This window comes from Streptomyces sp. NPDC001157 (assembly GCF_053598255.1).
Window position 1 is genome coordinate 129756 of the sequence record NZ_JBSFJW010000014.1, and the last position, 15296, is coordinate 145051.

The 15296-nt window shown below is 71.1% G+C and carries 16 protein-coding genes; 10 read left to right on the forward strand and 6 right to left on the reverse strand.

Annotated features, from left to right (window positions below):
• Nucleotides 1-7 precede the first annotated feature (7 nt).
• The gene (locus ACWDAG_RS24565) at nucleotides 8-1870 is read right to left on the reverse strand and encodes a phage tail sheath subtilisin-like domain-containing protein (RefSeq protein ID WP_450697705.1); all 1863 of its coding nucleotides are present in this window, start codon (nucleotides 1868-1870) and stop codon (nucleotides 8-10) included.
• A gap of 374 nt (nucleotides 1871-2244) precedes the next feature.
• Between ACWDAG_RS24565 and ACWDAG_RS24570 the strand changes: the two genes are divergently transcribed.
• The gene (locus ACWDAG_RS24570) at nucleotides 2245-2670 is read left to right on the forward strand and encodes a YchJ family protein (protein ID WP_450697706.1); all 426 of its coding nucleotides are present in this window, start codon (nucleotides 2245-2247) and stop codon (nucleotides 2668-2670) included.
• A gap of 27 nt (nucleotides 2671-2697) precedes the next feature.
• Here the strand turns inward: ACWDAG_RS24570 and ACWDAG_RS24575 are convergent, their stop codons facing one another.
• Nucleotides 2698-3399, reverse strand: coding sequence for a FadR/GntR family transcriptional regulator (locus ACWDAG_RS24575; RefSeq protein WP_450697707.1), 702 nt, complete (start codon nucleotides 3397-3399; stop codon nucleotides 2698-2700).
• A gap of 149 nt (nucleotides 3400-3548) precedes the next feature.
• On the opposite strand from ACWDAG_RS24575, the gene ACWDAG_RS24580 reads away from it, so the two are divergent.
• The 5 genes from ACWDAG_RS24580 (at nucleotide 3549) to ACWDAG_RS24600 (ending at nucleotide 8636) form a co-directional block, all read left to right on the forward strand.
• Entirely contained in the window at nucleotides 3549-4076 is a 528-nt protein-coding gene (locus ACWDAG_RS24580; protein WP_450697708.1) for a gluconokinase, read from the forward strand.
• A gap of 50 nt (nucleotides 4077-4126) precedes the next feature.
• The gene (locus ACWDAG_RS24585; RefSeq protein ID WP_450697709.1) at nucleotides 4127-5524 is read left to right on the forward strand and encodes a GntP family permease; all 1398 of its coding nucleotides are present in this window, start codon (nucleotides 4127-4129) and stop codon (nucleotides 5522-5524) included.
• A gap of 10 nt (nucleotides 5525-5534) precedes the next feature.
• Nucleotides 5535-6293, forward strand: coding sequence for an SDR family oxidoreductase (locus tag ACWDAG_RS24590; protein ID WP_450697710.1), 759 nt, complete (start codon nucleotides 5535-5537; stop codon nucleotides 6291-6293).
• Between the two features lie 23 nt (nucleotides 6294-6316).
• Entirely contained in the window at nucleotides 6317-7345 is a 1029-nt protein-coding gene (locus ACWDAG_RS24595; protein WP_450697786.1) for an L-idonate 5-dehydrogenase, read from the forward strand.
• Nucleotides 7346-7529: 184 nt separating this feature from the next.
• Nucleotides 7530-8636 carry a hypothetical protein gene (locus ACWDAG_RS24600; RefSeq protein WP_450697711.1) on the forward strand — a complete coding sequence of 369 codons (1107 nt, stop codon included), beginning with the start codon at nucleotides 7530-7532 and terminating at the stop codon, nucleotides 8634-8636.
• Here the strand turns inward: ACWDAG_RS24600 and ACWDAG_RS24605 are convergent.
• The 4 genes from ACWDAG_RS24605 to ACWDAG_RS24620 all read right to left on the reverse strand — a co-directional run bounded on the left by ACWDAG_RS24605 (nucleotide 8574) and on the right by ACWDAG_RS24620 (nucleotide 12574).
• Nucleotides 8574-9200, reverse strand: coding sequence for a cytochrome b/b6 domain-containing protein (locus tag ACWDAG_RS24605; RefSeq protein WP_450697712.1), 627 nt, complete (start codon nucleotides 9198-9200; stop codon nucleotides 8574-8576). The two genes, ACWDAG_RS24600 and ACWDAG_RS24605, sit on opposite strands and share 63 nt — an antisense overlap.
• Nucleotides 9184-9936, reverse strand: coding sequence for a molybdopterin-dependent oxidoreductase (locus ACWDAG_RS24610; RefSeq protein WP_450697713.1), 753 nt, complete (start codon nucleotides 9934-9936; stop codon nucleotides 9184-9186). The genes ACWDAG_RS24605 and ACWDAG_RS24610 overlap by 17 nt, the downstream gene beginning before the upstream one ends.
• A gap of 112 nt (nucleotides 9937-10048) precedes the next feature.
• Nucleotides 10049-11590, reverse strand: a complete 1542-nt coding sequence (locus ACWDAG_RS24615; protein WP_450697714.1) for an APC family permease — start codon at nucleotides 11588-11590, stop codon at nucleotides 10049-10051.
• Between the two features lie 33 nt (nucleotides 11591-11623).
• On the reverse strand, nucleotides 11624-12574 hold the full coding sequence (locus tag ACWDAG_RS24620) for a hypothetical protein (protein ID WP_450697715.1): 951 nt from the start codon (nucleotides 12572-12574) through the stop codon (nucleotides 11624-11626).
• A 407-nt stretch (nucleotides 12575-12981) separates the two neighbouring features.
• On the opposite strand from ACWDAG_RS24620, the gene ACWDAG_RS24625 reads away from it, so the two are divergent.
• From ACWDAG_RS24625 to ACWDAG_RS24640, 4 genes are all read left to right on the forward strand, one after another.
• Nucleotides 12982-13875 (forward strand): DMT family transporter, encoded by an 894-nt coding sequence (locus tag ACWDAG_RS24625; RefSeq protein ID WP_450697716.1) that lies wholly within the window; start codon nucleotides 12982-12984, stop codon nucleotides 13873-13875.
• A gap of 23 nt (nucleotides 13876-13898) precedes the next feature.
• Complete coding sequence (locus tag ACWDAG_RS24630) at nucleotides 13899-14414, forward strand: NUDIX hydrolase (protein WP_450697717.1); 516 nt, start codon at nucleotides 13899-13901, stop codon at nucleotides 14412-14414.
• A gap of 126 nt (nucleotides 14415-14540) precedes the next feature.
• The gene (locus ACWDAG_RS24635) at nucleotides 14541-14933 is read left to right on the forward strand and encodes a YidH family protein (RefSeq protein ID WP_450697718.1); all 393 of its coding nucleotides are present in this window, start codon (nucleotides 14541-14543) and stop codon (nucleotides 14931-14933) included.
• Nucleotides 14930-15253 carry a DUF202 domain-containing protein gene (locus ACWDAG_RS24640; RefSeq protein ID WP_450697719.1) on the forward strand — a complete coding sequence of 108 codons (324 nt, stop codon included), beginning with the start codon at nucleotides 14930-14932 and terminating at the stop codon, nucleotides 15251-15253. Before ACWDAG_RS24635 ends, ACWDAG_RS24640 begins: the two co-directional genes overlap by 4 nt.
• Nucleotides 15254-15296: the final 43 nt, after the last annotated feature.

The window sequence follows — 15296 nt, forward strand, 5'->3', positions numbered from 1 at the left end:
CGGGCCGCTAGAGAGCGAACTGCCCGGACGTCTGCTGGATCCTGACGACCACGAATTCGGCCGGCCGCACCGGCGCGATCCCGACGAGCACGTTGACGACGCCGTTCGCGACGTCCTCGTCCGTCGTGGTCTCGCTGTCGCACTTGACGAAGTACGCCTCGCGCGGGGTGCTGCCCTTGAAGGCGCCCTGGCGGAAGAGCGTGTGCAGATACGAGGAGGCGGACAGCCGGATCTGCTGCCACAGGCTCTCGTCGTTGGGCTCGAACACCACCCACTGCAGGCCGCGCTGGAGGCTCTCCTCCACATGCAGCGCGAGCCGTCGCACGGGTACGTACTTCCAGGCGCTGTCGAGGGCGTCGGAGCCCTCCAGCGTGCGCGCGCCCCACACCAGCGGCCCGGTGACCGGGAAGGTGCGCAGGCAGTTGACGCCGAGCGGGTTGAGCAGCCCGGTCTCACGGTCCGTCAGATCGACGGTCAGCGAGTGCACTCCGACGAGTTGGGCCTCCGTACCGGCGGGTGCCTTCCAGACTCCGCGCTCGGAGTCGGTGCGCGCGATGACGCCGGCAACCGCGCCGGACGGCGGGAAGGCGCGCAGCCGCCCGGTGAGCGGGTCGGTGAGCTGGATGTGCGGGAAGTACAGGCCGGCGTGGTTGCCGCGCACCGGGTCGAAGGCGGACAGCCCGGCACGTGCGCTGTCCACGCTCACCCAGGTGCTGGGCGCGTCGACCAGCAGGAAGATCCGCCGCTCCTCGCACAGCCGCTGAGCGGCGGACACGACGGTGAGGGCGTCGTCGATCTTCTCGTACGAGGCCAGCTCGGGCAGCGCGAGCAGGTTGACGTCGGCCACCCCGCGCAGCGCCTGGATGCCGGTCTTGTCGGCCTCGGAGCCGATGAGGTCGCGCGGGCCGGGGGCCTTGCCGTCCTCGCCGCCCTCCAGCGGGAACACCGGCGGGTTGACCGAGGCCTCCAGGCCCAGGTCGTTGGCGCACTCGCCGAGGAAGCGGACGACGTCCTCGGGGTCGGTGGAACCGGCGACCACCTGGATACGGCGGCCGAACGCCGTGACCTCGACGCCCGCGAAGGCGTGCTTGCCGGGCGCGTCGGGCAGCGCCCGCAGCTTGCGCTCCAGGAGCAGCGCCAACTCGGCCACGGAGGACGGGGCTTCGCCGTCGCAGTCGGGGTCGTAGAGCTTGAACTCGCGCTCCACGTCGCCGATCTTCACCGTCAGGTCGACGGCCAGGTCGGGCAGCTCGCGGCCGAACGGCTTGGAGACGGTGCCGGACGGGTCGGGGCGGCCCTCGCCGACGGCCTCGACACGGATCAGCCGCGATCCGGCGTTGACGACGGTGGGCGCGTAGGTCCCGCTGCCGGCGTCCATGGACAGGCCGGTGAAGCTCTCGCGGGCGTCGCCCTTGGCGTCGTAGACGCGCAGGTTGAAGGTGGCTTCGCAGTCCGGGGTGTCGTAGTCGACGGCGACGCGCAGGCCGTTGCCCCACACGCCGGGTTCCTTGGCGTGCACCTCCAGGGCAGGTCCGGCGCTGTGGCCCTCGGTGGACTCCAGGACGACGCAGGCGGCCTTGCCGCTGCCCGCCTTGGCGACCCGGACGATCACGGCGACGGAGCCGCCGTTGCCGAAGAACTGGTGGACGGCGTAGGCGAGCGGGCTCTGTGCGCTCAGCCCGCCGAAGCGCCGCTCGAAGTCGGCGAATCCGGTGACGCGCACCGGCTCGTTCAGCGGGCCGCGCCGGGTGTGCCCCACGAATGCGGTCACCGAAGTGGTCACGGCGGAGATGGCGCGGGTGCTGCTGGGAAGCTCTTCGACGTAGACGCCCGGATACGTCGGCCTGGCGGCCGCGGCATTCGTCGGCATTCCCCCTCCTATCCCTTCTCAGGCACCGGTGAAAGGCACCAAGAGGCGGCAGAAAGGAGAGGTTTTCGGCACGGCGGCGCGCAACGTCTCCCGACGCGTCCTTGCCGCGCCGGTCCGCGCACCCCGTATCAGCTTCCCCCGTCAATGCCCCGGACGGACGGCCGCCCGGGTCAAGCACGCACGCTTGTGACTCCTGATGCTCAAGTGCTGTGCCCACCTTGATGAGTTGGCGGCTGTGTCAACAAGGCGCGTTCACGCCAGTCCGAAAGGAGGTTCGATGAAGGCAGACGTGCACGACTCACACCGGATGTGCGCGTGTCGGAACAGGCGCTTCACAGATTTCACACAGCCCGTGGTGCAGCAGAATGGGGCTCATGTCCCGACGTACCTCGCAATCCCGGCGGCAGCACGGCGCCGCCCCAGTTCACAACCCCTCGTGCCCTTGCGGTCTTGCGGAGACGTACGAAAAGTGCTGTGGCCGATTCCACCGGGGTGAGGCCGCCGCACCGACGGCCGAGACGCTCATGCGTTCGCGCTACAGCGCCTTCGTGAAGCTCAACGAGCAGTACCTGCTGCGGACTTGGCACCCGCGCACTCGTCCGGCGACACTCGATCTCGACCCCGGGATGCGCTGGAGCGGCCTGGAGATCCTCGACACCACCGACGGCTCGGCCTTCCACAGCACGGGCACGGTGACCTTCCGCGCCTCCTACCAGGGCGGTTCGCTGCTGGAGCGCAGCCGCTTCGAGCGGGTCGAGGGGGCCTGGGTGTACGTCGACGGGGAGTTCCCCGAGGCGTAGGACATACAGGGCTTGGGACATGCAGGGCTACGGCGCCAGGATGTCCAGCTCCTGAAGCGCGCCCACCGTGATCTCCCGGGTCAGCTTCTCCGCGCGGGCCGCGTCGCCCTCGCGGACCGCCTCGGCGACCTGGACATGCAGGGTCACGGCGGCCGGGTCGGGGTCCTCGAACATGACCTCGTGATGGGTGCGGCCCGCCAGGACCTCGGCGACGACGTCACCGAGCCGGGCGAACATCTCGTTGCCGGACGCCACGAGGATCACCCGGTGGAAGGCCATGTCATGGACGAGGTACTCCTCCAGCTTGTGGCCACGGGAGTTGGCGACCATGCCGATCGCGCACTCGGTGAGTTCGGCGCACTGCTCGGCGGACGCGTTCCTGGCGGCGAGGCCCGCGGCGACCGGCTCGACGGCCGAGCGCAGGACGGTCAGCGAGCGCAGCTGGTGGGGGCGGTCGGCGCCGGCCAGACGCCAGCGGATGACCTGTGGGTCGTAGACGTTCCACTCGGACTTCGGGCGCACGGTGACGCCGACCCGTCGGCGCGACTCGACCAGGTGCATGGATTCGAGCACCCGCACCGCCTCGCGCATCACCGAGCGTGACACGTCGAAGCGCTGGGCGAGCTCGTCGGTGCGCAGAACGCTGCCCGGCGGGTACTCGCCCGCAGTGATCGCGGGGCCGAGGGAGTCCAGTACTTGGCCGTGCAGACCCCGGCCCGGAGTGGTCATGCACTCAGCGTACGGGGCGGGTCACGGGGACAAAAAGTCAGACTTATCTGTCACAGGGTCTTGAATTCGTCGTATCTAATCGGTTTCAGTGTCGTCGGCGTCGGTTGAACGGCCGGCGTCCAGATGTCGAAGAAGACTGTGAGAGCACCATGCAGCAGCTGCGCACCCCCCATGTCGTCGTGGTCATGGGCGTGGCGGGCACCGGCAAGACCACCATCGGTCCCCTCCTCGCGGCCCGGCTCGGCGTTCCGTACGCCGAGGGCGACGACTTCCACCCGCAGGCCAACATCGACAAGATGTCGGCCGGCGTCCCGCTCGACGACGCGGACCGGTGGCCCTGGCTCGACGCCATCGGTGCCTGGGCTCACGGGCGGGCCGGGCTCGGCGGGGTGGTCAGCAGCTCGGCGCTGAAGCGGTCGTACCGCGACCGGCTCAGGGCCGCCGCCCCCGGTGTCGTCTTCGTGCACCTGACGGGCGACCGGGCCCTCATCGAGGACCGGATGTCGCACCGGCAGGGTCACTTCATGCCCACGGCGCTGCTCGACTCCCAGTTCGCCACGCTCCAGCCGCTCCAGCCGGACGAGGCGGGTGTCGCGGTGGACGTCAGCGGGAGCCCCGAGGAGATCACCGCCCGGGCCGTGAAGGCACTGGACGCCCTGCCCCACCCGGCCGCGTAACCCCCACCCCCCGCACTCTCCCCCGTCCCCGTACCTGCAAGGGAACTCCCGTGACCAGACTCAGCGTTGAGATGCTGGCAGCGGACGCACCCGCGCCGATCACCTCGGCCGGCCATGCTCAGCTGGGCCTCGCCGTACTGGCGGGCATCGCCGTCATCGTCCTGCTCATCACCAGGTTCAAGCTGCATGCCTTCCTGTCCCTGACCATCGGCTCGCTGGCGCTCGGCGCGATCGCCGGGGCGCCGCTCGACAAGGTGATCGCCAGCTTCACCACCGGGCTCGGCACCACGGTCGCCGGTGTGGGTGTGCTGATCGCGCTCGGTGCGATCCTCGGCAAGATGCTCGCCGACTCCGGCGGTGCGGATCAGATCGTCGACACGATCCTCGCGAGGGCGGGAGGCCGGGCGATGCCGTGGGCGATGGTGCTGATCGCCTCGGTGATCGGGCTGCCGCTGTTCTTCGAGGTCGGCGTCGTGCTGCTGATCCCGGTCGTGCTGATGGTCGCCAAGCGCGGCAACTACTCCCTGATGCGCATCGGCATCCCGGCCCTCGCGGGCCTCTCGGTGATGCACGGTCTGGTCCCGCCGCACCCCGGCCCGCTGGTCGCCATCGACGCGGTCAAGGCCAACCTCGGCGTCACGCTGGCGCTCGGCGTCCTCATAGCCATCCCGACGGTGATCATCGCAGGACCGCTGTTCTCGAAGTTCGCCGCCCGCTGGGTGGACGTTCCGGCCCCCGACCGGATGCTTCCGCAGCGCGCCTCGGAGGAACTGGAGCGGCGCCCCGGCTTCGGCGCCACCCTCGCCACGATCCTCCTCCCGGTCGTCCTGATGCTCTCCAAGGCACTGGTCGACATCGTGATCGACGACCCGACCGCCCTCACCCAGCGCGTCTTCGACGTCATCGGCTCCCCGCTGATAGCCCTGCTCGCCGCCGTGCTCGTCGGCATCTTCACGCTGCTGCGGCCCGCCGGGTTCGGCAAGGAACGGCTGACTCCGCTCGTCGAGAAGGGCCTCGCCCCCATCGCCGGCATCCTGCTGATCGTCGGCGCGGGCGGCGGCTTCAAGCAGACGCTGATCGACACCGGTGTGGGCCAGATGATCCTGGACATCTCCAAGGACTGGTCGATCCCGGCGCTTCTGCTGGCCTGGCTGATCGCGGTGGGCATCCGCCTGGCGACCGGTTCGGCGACGGTGGCGACGGTCTCGGCGGCCGGCCTGGTGGCCCCGCTCGCGGCCGACATGTCGACCGCGCACACGGCCCTGCTGGTCCTGGCCATCGGTGCCGGCTCGCTCTTCTTCAGCCATGTCAACGACGCCGGATTCTGGCTGGTCAAGGAGTACTTCGGCCTGAACGTCGGCCAGACCGTCAAGACCTGGTCCGTCATGGAGACGATCATCTCGGTGGTCGCGGGCGGTCTGGTCCTCCTTCTCTCACTGGTCATCTAGGGGTACGGCAATGAGTCACCCGCTCTTCGACATCAGCGGCCGCACGGCCCTGGTCACCGGCTCCAGCCGCGGTATCGGGCTCGCCCTGGCCCGCGGCCTCGCGGAGGCCGGCTGCACGGTGGTCCTCAACGGCCGCGACGCGGACCGCCTCACCAAGGCGGCCGCACAGCTGCCCGGCACCGTCCACACGGCCGTGTTCGACGTCACCGACGGCCCGTCGGTGGCCGCCGGGATGGCGGATGTCGAGGAGCGGGTAGGTCCGCTGGACATCCTGGTCAACAACGCGGGCATGCAACTGCGCGCCCCGCTCCTGGAGTTCACGGACTCGGACTGGCACCGCATCCTGAACACCAACCTCACCAGCGCGTTCCTGGTCGGCCGCGAGGCGGCCCGCCGGATGACGGAACGCGGCCACGGCAAGATCGTGAACATCTGCTCGCTGCAGAGCGAGGTGGTCCGCCCCGGCATCGCGCCCTATGCGGCCACCAAGGGCGCCCTGAAGATGCTCACCAAGGGCATGTGCGCCGACTGGGGCCCCTACGGCGTCCAGGTCAACGGGCTCGGCCCCGGCTACATCGACACGGAACTGACCCAACCCCTCGTCGAGGACGAGGAGTTCAGCGCCTGGGTGCGCCGCCGCACCCCGGCCGGCCGCTGGGGCCGCACGGAGGACCTGGTGGGCGGCGTGCTGTTCCTCGCCTCGCCCGCCGCGGACTTCGTCAGCGGGCAGGTGCTGTACGTCGACGGCGGAATGACGAGCGTGCTGTGAAAGGGGCATCCGAGATGACTGCGATGCTCGGTTGTGTGATCCACGGCCAGGACGACCTGCGCGTCGACGAGCTGCCGGTCCCCGAGCCCGGCCCAGGACAGGCGCGGGTCGCCGTCCGCTACGGCGGCGTCTGCGGCTCCGACCTGCACTACTGGAGGCACGGCGGGGTCGGCGACTTCCGCCTGAAGGAGCCGATGCTGCTGGGCCATGAGGTGGTCGGGACGGTCGTCGCATACGGCTCCCCGGACGCGTCGGGTCCGGCGGTGGGTACGGCGGTCGCGGTGCACCCCGCCACGCCCTGCGACGAGTGCCCGGAATGCGTGGAGGGCCGCCGCAACGTCTGCCGCGACACCCGCTACCTCGGCAGCGCGGCCCGCTTCCCACACGTACAGGGCGGGTTCGCGGCCCAAGTCGTCGTACCGGCAGAGCAGTTGAGGCCGTTGCCGGAGGGTCTCGAACTGCGACGGGCAGCCCTCGCCGAGCCCCTCTCCGTCGCCCTGCACGCGGTCCGCAGGGCCCGGGACGTGCGCGGCAGGCACGTCCTGGTCACCGGGGCCGGGCCCATCGGGTGCCTCGTGGTCGCGGCGGCGAAGGCGTCGGGCGCCGATCGGGTGACGGTCACCGACCTCCTCCCGGCGGCCCTGGAGTACGCGCGCCGCGCGGGCGCCGACACCCTCGTACGGGCCGACGCTCCGGAGGATGCCGGGTGGCCGTCCGAGGTGGACGTGGCCGTCGAGGCGTCCGGGGTGGCCGCGGGTCTGGACACCTGTCTGCGCCTGGTGCGGCGCGGCGGGGTCGTCGTGCAGCTCGGGATGCTGCCGCCGGGGCCCAGTCCGTTCGCCGGGAACCTGGTCGTGAGCCGGGAGATCGAGCTGCGGGGCGCGTTCCGCTTCGACACGGAGTTCGATCAGGCGCTGGCGCTGCTTGCCACCGAGCCCGCCTTCGACGGGCTGGTCAGCGCGGTGCTCCCGGTCCGGGACGCGGAGTCGGCCTTCGCTCTGGCCGCGGACCGGAGCCGTTCCTGCAAGGTGCTGCTGGACTTCCGCGCGTAGCGCTTCGCCGGCTCAGCGGTGCCTTGTCTGCGGGCCGGTGGGGGCTGTTCGCGCAGTTCCCCGCGCCCCTCGAGGAGCGCGATACCGCTCGATGGCTTCCCCGTGAGCGCGTGCGGACCGATGATGGGGAGACCTCTGGACACGGCCTCCAGGGGCGCTGGGGGTCGGGGGGTCGGGGGGCGTCATGGCGGTTTCCCTCGGGATGCGTGTCTCGGGGCTGCTCGTGGTCGGAGCGGTGGCGGTGGCCGTCACGGCCTTCAACGGTGACGGGAGTGGTACGCCGGACAGCCGGGGCGGGGGCGGCTCGATCGTGACCGCGGGGCCGTCGAACGGCGTCCCGTCGCCCTCCCCCACACCTCGGCAGTCCCCCGCCGGAGAGGCGAGCGGCACCGCACTGCCGAGCGGCCAGGGCCACACCCGTACCGCCACTCCCGCTCCGAGTGGCACCTCGCCGAGCAACAGGCCTTTGCTGAGCCCCACTTGGCTCCCTCCGGGACCCGTCTCGCCCAACGCCGACACCACACCGGACCCGTCGAGCGTCTACGACCAACTCCGCGACCCCGGCCAGTGCCGGACCACTCTCAGGGTGATCCCCACGGGATCCACGGACCCGGAGTGGCGACTGCTCCACGCCCTCACGACCGCCTGTCTGGCCGTGCAGGGCGGGCACGGCAGCTGGGCCACGGCAACCAAGGAGTACGCCTCCCTCGCGGGCAAGGCAGACACCTGCAAGGGCCGCGCCGCCTACACCGTGCTCGGTGCACTGCTGGACTTCCACCGCCAACACCCGCACGGCACCGTGCGGTTGAAGCCCTCCTCGGGCGGCCCACCCGCCTGCACCTACCGGATCGCAGGCGTGGACACGGGCGGCGACGGCGAGGCCCAGCCAGGCGACACGATCACCATCGAGCTGCGGGGCACCTTCTTCGACCACGCCGAACTGCTGCGGTTCGGAAGCGTGTTCATCGGCGGCCAGCAGACCGCGGGCCCGCCCGTACTGCGCTCAGGGACGGGCGAAGAACTGGTGCTGTCGACGGTGGTGCCATCTCCGTGCGGTGCAACAGCGGCCTTTAGGGGCGCGGGGAACTGCGCGACCAGCCACAACGGCGCCGCAGACGAACTCACCGTGGACGTGATCATCCGCTACGGCAACACCGAGGCACGCCTCAAAAACGCCTTCACGGTGGCGGCACCCGCCGTAGTCTCCTCGCCCCCGCCGGAGGCATCCTCAGGGCCGCCACAAGGGATGCTCCCGCTCGGCCCACTCCCGGCTCACCCTTCCGGTCCGTAGCCCGCCCCGCGCCTCCGGATCCCCGATCGCCATCCCGATGTGCCCGGCGAGCACGATCCCGATCGTCAGAGCCAGCCAGTCATGGACGAACGTCGCGCTGGTACGCCACATCAGCGGGGTGAGATGGGTGAACCACATGATCAGGCCGGTGCCGAGCATCACCAGCGTGGCCCCGGCAATCCAGGCGGCGTAGATCTTCTGTCCGGCGTTGAACTTCGCCGCCGGACGCGACGAGCGCCGCTTGTCCCGGCGCAGTGCCGCCCGCAACCAGAGCCTGTCGTGCGGGCCGAAGCGGTTCAGATGCCCCAGGTCGGCGCGGAAGTGGCGGGAGACGAGACCGACCAGGACGGGCACCGGCAGGGCGAGCCCGGCGCACTCGTGGACGCGGACCACCAGCTCTCGGCGGCCGACGAGTTCGGCGAACTGCGGGATGTAGAGGAAGGCCGCGGTCACCACGCACACACCCATCAGCGCGGCCGTGGTCCGGTGCACCCAGCGCTGGACGGGGCCGAACCGGCGGACCCCGGCGACCGGCGGCGTGTGCGCCTCAGCTCGTAGGCTCATCGTCCCGCCCGTTCGAGTGGCCGACCCAGGCGTCGACGTCGTAGCCGCGGTCCTCCCAGTAGCCCCGCTGCACGTCCTCGGTGACGGTGATGCCGGAGAGCCACTTGGCGGACTTGTAGAAGTACATGGGCGCCACATAGAGGCGGACCGGGCCGCCGTGGTCGTGGCCGATGTTCTTGTCCTGCATGCGCAGCGCGACCAGGACGTCCGAGCGGCGGGCCTGGTCGAGGGTGAGGCTCTCGGTGTACGTGCCGTCGAAGCAGGTGAAGCGGACCGCCCCGGCCGTGGAGCGCACTCCCGCGGCGTCCAGCAGCCGGGACAGCCGCACCCCCTCGAAGGGCGTCCCCGGGACCCGCCAGCCGGTGACGCACTGGACGTCCTTGACCAGCCGGGTCTGTGGCAGGGCGCGCAGGTCGTCGAGGGTGTAGGTCTTCGGGCGGTCGACGAGGCCGTCGACGGTGAGGCGGTAGTTCGTGGCGTCCTTGTGCGGTACGGAGGCGGCGACCGAGTAGTAGCGGAAGCCGCCGCCGTTGGGGAGCAGGCCGGTCAGGCCGGTGGGGTCCTTGTCGGCCGCCGCGCCGAGGAAGCCTTCCAGGGCGCGCTGCAGGGTGGGCGCGGCCACCACGCCGAGGGCGCCCAGGCCGATGGTGCCGAGCAGGACACGTCTGCCGACCGGAGTGCCGCGCTCCGGAGGTGGCTGCGGTGTGCCCGGCTCCTCGGGTGGTTCGGAGTTCACGTATCCATTCGAACACCCGCGGCCCCGGCGGGACCAGGAATCGCGGGTGCTCGTCAGAGTTCCGTAATCACTTCTTACGGCGTTCTCAGAAACCGTCGGCGATCCGCCGGAGTCACGACGCCTCCTGCGCCGCCCTGTCCAACTGGAACGCCTCGTTGCCGAGCCCGATGCGGGCGTGCGCCTCGGGCGAGCGGGAGCGCAGCAGCAGGCCCTGGACCAGGCCGCCGACCAGGGCGAGACCGATGATGCCCGGCAGCGCCCAGCTGAGGGCCGAGTCCGGGCCGGCGCCGACCAGGACGTCGAAGTCCTTGACCGTGTAGCCGGCGATCACCAGCAGGGCGACCGCCGCGAGGGCCGAGGTGACCAGTCGCCAGGCCTGGGCGCCCGCCGCTCCGCGCCGGGCGAAGAAGACGATCACCGACACGGAGGCGGCCGCCATCAGCAGGATCACGCCGAGTGCGCCGATGTTGCCGAGCCAGGTGAACAGGTGAAGGACGGGTGCGGTCGGGTCGCCGGTCGGCTTGTCGTCGGCGACCGCGAAGGCGATCACGACGAGGGCGGACACGACGGTCTGCAGCAGGGAGCCGGTACCGGGCGCGCCACTCGTGCCCGTCGTACGGCCGAAGGTGCGCGGCAGCAGTCCCTCGCGGCCCATGGCGAAGGCGTACCGGGCGACGACGTTGTGGAAGCTGAGCAGGGCCGCGAACATGCCGGTCACGAACAGCACGTGCAGGACGTCGGTGAAGGTCGAGCCGAGCCGGGACTCGGTGAGGGAGAACAGCAGTCCGGCGCTCTGCTTCTGCGCGGCGCCGACGATCGCGGAGGGGCCGGTGGCGACGGTGTACGCCCAGGAGCTGACCGCGAAGAAGACGGTGACGAAGCCGACCGCGAGCAGCATCACACGCGGGACGAGGACGTGTGGGCGGCTGGTCTCCTCCGCGTACACCGGCGCCTGCTCGAAGCCGGTGAAGGCGGCGATGCAGAAGCACAGGGCGGTGCCGACCCCGGCGCCGGTGAGGGTGTCCGGGTTGAAGGCGTGCAGTGACAGGCCCTGCTTGGCAGGGTCGGCGATCGAGGCGACGTCGAAGATGACGACGAGGATCACCTCGACGACCAGCAGAACGCCCAGCACGCGCGCGTTGACGTCGATCTTCAGCCAGCCGAGCAGACCGACGACGGCCACCGCCGCCAGCGCCGGTATCCACCACGCCACCTGGACGTCGGCGTATTTGGCGAACAGGTTGGAGACCTCGAAGCCGAAGATGCCGTAGATGCCGACCTGGAGCGCGCTGTAGGCGGCGAGGGCGACGAGGGCGGCGCTCGCCCCGGCGGTGCCGCCCAGGCCGCGGGAGATGTACGCGTAGAAGGCGCCCGCGTTGTGGACGTGCCGGCTCATCTCGGCGTAGCCGACGCTGAACAGGACCAGCACCACGCCGAGGACGACGAAGAGCAGCGGCTGTCCGACGATACCCATCACCGCGAATGTGGTGGGCATGACACCCGCGACCACCATGAGCGGGGCGGTCGCCGCGAGCACGGAGAGCAGCAGGCCGCCCGCGCCCAGGCGGTCGGCGCGCAGTGCGCGCTCCTGTCCCAGATAGGTACTGATGCCGCCCGCGTCGGTTCTGCTCGCGTTGGAACTGCCCGTGCTCATGGAGGGACCGTCCTTCTGTCGGGGTCGGGAGTGTCATGCCGTGCCGAGCGCGGTGGCGCGCGCAGCACGGAAGGCGGAGTGCGGATCGCGGTCCGGGTAGGACCAGGGGGCGGGGGTGGCGTGCTCGCCGATGCGGTGGAAGAGGGCTGCGGCCTCGGCGCCGCGACCCTCGCAGACCTTGGCGTGGGCGAGGTAGTTGAGGTCGACGAGGCGGCGCGGGTGGCCTTCGTGCTCCCATTCCAGCCACCAGTCGAAGGCGGCCTTCATCACCTGCCGGGCCCGGCGTCCGCTCCAGTGGCCGGAGGCGGCGGGGTCGGCGGGCTCGTGCCCGGCGGCGGCCAGTACGCGGTAGCGCTCGGCGTGGGCGACGACCGGCAGCATGGCGAGGGGGGAGTCGGCGGGGGCGTGCAGGGCGGACCGGTTGGCGAAGTCGTAGACCTCGTGCAACGGGTCCGGGCCGGCGTCCGCGTGCCGCTCGGCGAGGCGGGCGACCATCAGATGGTGGGCGTGGTGGTGGTCGGGGTACCGGCCGCGGACCTCGGTGAAGAGCCGCTCGATGTCCCCCGCCGGGCCCGGGTCGCGCTCCAGCATGAGCAGGCCGAGCCAAGGGGTGGGGTCGGCGGGCACGCGGGCCGCGGCATCCCGGCAGGCCTCGCGGACGCGGTCCGGTTCCTCCTTGCCTCGTAAGGCGCGCTGGACCAGCGCGAGCGCGAGCAGCACGGCGGCGTCACCGGAGTCGGGCTCGGCGAGCAACCAGTCCCGGGCCCAGGCGGCACTGTAGGGCTCCAGCGCGAGCACGGTGACGCGATGCCCGCGACGGTCCCAGTCGTCCCCCGTCTGAACGAGCAACGAGCGCGCGGCCTGCCATCGCCCCTGCGTCAACGCGGCCCGGGCGGCGACGAGTTCGCCGTCGTCGAGGGCCGCGTCGAGGGCCTGGGCCGCGCGCTTGCGGCCCCGGCCGAATGATGGCGGGGGTGGGGACACCGCGGGATCTTCCTCACGCGAACGCGGCTCGACGTCTGGTATCGGTCCGGCCCGATATCGGTTTGCCGTCAACTGATCACGCACAGCAAACCCCCCGCCAATGCTTTGCGTCAAGGGAGGGACGGTTGTTACTCGCGTCAACTTCCGTTACAGGTGGGGCACTTGTGATCACACAGGCCCGTACGTCCCGCCGCACCAGGTCCCGCGTGTGGCGCACGCCATGGCGTCACACGCCCCGGCACCTCACCATGGCGGGACGACTGCGGCACCGCCCTTGATCGTCGGGGCAACGTGACCGAGTCGACGGCCCGGATCCGGGCACTCCCAGGGGCAAGCCGGGCCCTGGGACGCTACAGTCACCCACTACGCACCCCGTGGCCCGGCCCATCTGACTCGGAGTACGCAGCGTGTCCGTTCTGGTTCTGATTCTCGCCGTGAGCGCTGCCTGCTGCCTGGGCTTCGGATTCGTGCTCCAGCAGAACGCGGCCCAGCGGGCGCCCCTCAGTGACTTCCTCTCGCCGCGCCTGCTCCTCGACCTGATGCAGGTGCCGCGCTGGCTCGGCGGCATAGCCCTGATGGCGGCCGGCATGGTCCTCGGCGCGATCGCCCTGAGCCAGGGCGAGATCTCCCTGGTCGAACCGCTCCTCGCCACCAACCTCCTGTTCGCCCTCGCTCTCTCCCGCAGACAGAGCGGACAGCCGCTGGGCCGCCAGGGCTGGACCGGCCTCGCACTGCTCGCGGGCGGTGTCACCGCCTTCATCGTCGCCGGGGAGCCGCGCGGGGGCACCGCGGTCAGCGACCCCTTCCGGCACTGGCTGATCATCGGAGCCATGATCGGCCTCGCCCTCCTGCTGACGACGTACGCAAAGCGCTCCCGTCTGAGCGCGGCCCCCGTCCTCCTCGCCCTCGCCGCCGGTCTCCTCTACGGCGTCCAGGACGCCCTCACCCGGATCAGCGGCGAGCGCTTCGCCCAGGGCGGCCTCACCGAGCTGGTGACGGGCTGGCAGCCGTACGGCGTGGCGGCGCTCGGGGTCGTCGGCCTGATCCTGGTGCAGAGCGCCTTCGAGACCGCGCCCCTGCGGATGTCGCTGCCCGCCCTCACCGCGGCCCAGCCGCTGGCCGGCATCCTGTGCGGAGTGGGCTTCCTGGGCGACCGGCTGCGTACCGACACGGGCGCACTCGCCTGGGAGGCGGCGGGCCTCGCAGCGATCGTCGGAGGCATCGTCCTCCTCGGCCTACACCCCTGCATGCCGAGCGGCACCAGCAAGCCGGACCGGGTACAGGCCCTGCAGCGCAGCTGACACCGTCCTGCTTGGATGGCGGTATGACGAGCCCCGCAGACGAAATCCTCGACATCGTCGACGAGAACGACCAGGTCATCGGCCAGTCCCCACGCGGCGAGGCCTACGCCAAGGGCCTGCGCCACCGCTGCGTCTTCATCCAGGCCAAGGATGCGGAAGGCCGCCTCTTCGTCCACCGCCGCACCCCCACCAAGCTGGTCTTCCCCTCCCTCTACGACATGTGGGTCGGCGGAGTGGTCGGCGCGGGCGAGTCCTACGACGAGGCCGCGCTGCGCGAGGCCGAGGAGGAACTGGGAGTCCATGGCCTCCCGAGCCCGCGCTTCCTCTTCAAGTTCCTGTACGACGACGGCGCCGGCCAGACCTGGTGGTCGGCGGTGTACGAGGTCCGCTGCGAGCTGCCGGTCAGCCCCCAGGTCGAGGAGGTGGCGTGGCACGACTTCCTGCCGGAGGCGGAGGTGCAGCGACGGTTGGACGAGTGGGAGTGGGTGCCGGATGGTCTGGCGGCGTTTGAGCGGATGAGGGAGTACAGGGGTGCATGAGGAGCGCCGGTCTGTGCATTTCGGCCCGTCCGGCGTTTGAGGACGAGGCCGTTCAGGCCGAAGCGGGGGCCCGGGGCGGCAGCCCCCAGCGGACGGCGCCCGCTGAAGCTGGATAAAGTCGTAAGCGTGATCGAATTCGCGCGAAACGTCCGGCTCTGGTTCGCCCCGGCACAGGTCCAGGAAGAGGGCGGAACGCCGGACTACCGCTTCTCGCTGGCGAACGAACGCACCTTCCTGGCCTGGCTGCGCACCGCCCTCGCACTGATCGGCGGCGGCTTCGCGGTGGACCAGTTCCTGCCGGATCTGCGCTGGGCCTGGCGCGTGGGGCTGGCGCTCGCGCTGCTCGGCGCGGGCGTGCTGTGCTCCCTGCGCGCGGTCAACCACTGGATGCGCTGCGAACGGGCCATGCGCCGCGGCGAGGATCTGCCGGTCTCACGGTTCCCGGCGCTGCTGAGCATCGTCGTCGCCGTCGTGGCCGTGGCGATGGTCGTCGTCGTACTCGTCGGGTGGGAGGGATGAACGCCGACGCGGGCCAGGAGCGCGACCCCGGCCTTCAGCCGGAGCGGACCCGGCTCGCCTGGCGGCGTACCACGCTGGCGAGCACCGTGGCCGCCGTCCTCGCCACCAAGACCGCACTGCACGGCGGTGTCTCCGCGGTCGGGATCATCGCCTGCGCCCTGTGCTGCGCCCTCTGGCTGGGCTTCCTCGTCGTCGCCCACAGCCGCATAAGCGCCCTGGCGTCCTCCGACAGCCCCATGGCACTCGCTCCCCGGCACGCCACGGCGGCGGTCCTGTGCACGATGGCCCTGGCGGCGTGCGGGGCGGCACTGGTCCTCTGACCAGTGCCGACTACCTTCATGGGCTCGCTCCTGCGACGCACAC

Excerpts from the sequence above, each read along its gene's own strand:
- ACWDAG_RS24640 (WP_450697719.1), top strand. The coding sequence starts at position 14,930 with ATGAACGCCGACGCGGGCCAGGAGCGCGACCCCGGCCTTCAGCCGGAG.
- ACWDAG_RS24590 (WP_450697710.1), top strand. The coding sequence starts at position 5,535 with ATGAGTCACCCGCTCTTCGACATCAGCGGCCGCACGGCCCTGGTCACC.
- ACWDAG_RS24600 (WP_450697711.1), top strand. The coding sequence starts at position 7,530 with ATGGCGGTTTCCCTCGGGATGCGTGTCTCGGGGCTGCTCGTGGTCGGA.
- ACWDAG_RS24595 (WP_450697786.1), top strand. The coding sequence starts at position 6,317 with ATGCTCGGTTGTGTGATCCACGGCCAGGACGACCTGCGCGTCGACGAG.
- ACWDAG_RS24630 (WP_450697717.1), top strand. The coding sequence starts at position 13,899 with ATGACGAGCCCCGCAGACGAAATCCTCGACATCGTCGACGAGAACGAC.
- ACWDAG_RS24605 (WP_450697712.1), bottom strand. The coding sequence starts at position 9,200 with ATGAGCCTACGAGCTGAGGCGCACACGCCGCCGGTCGCCGGGGTCCGC.
- ACWDAG_RS24575 (WP_450697707.1), bottom strand. The coding sequence starts at position 3,399 with ATGACCACTCCGGGCCGGGGTCTGCACGGCCAAGTACTGGACTCCCTC.
- ACWDAG_RS24580 (WP_450697708.1), top strand. The coding sequence starts at position 3,549 with ATGCAGCAGCTGCGCACCCCCCATGTCGTCGTGGTCATGGGCGTGGCG.
- ACWDAG_RS24570 (WP_450697706.1), top strand. The coding sequence starts at position 2,245 with ATGTCCCGACGTACCTCGCAATCCCGGCGGCAGCACGGCGCCGCCCCA.
- ACWDAG_RS24615 (WP_450697714.1), bottom strand. The coding sequence starts at position 11,590 with ATGAGCACGGGCAGTTCCAACGCGAGCAGAACCGACGCGGGCGGCATC.
- ACWDAG_RS24565 (WP_450697705.1), bottom strand. The coding sequence starts at position 1,870 with ATGCCGACGAATGCCGCGGCCGCCAGGCCGACGTATCCGGGCGTCTAC.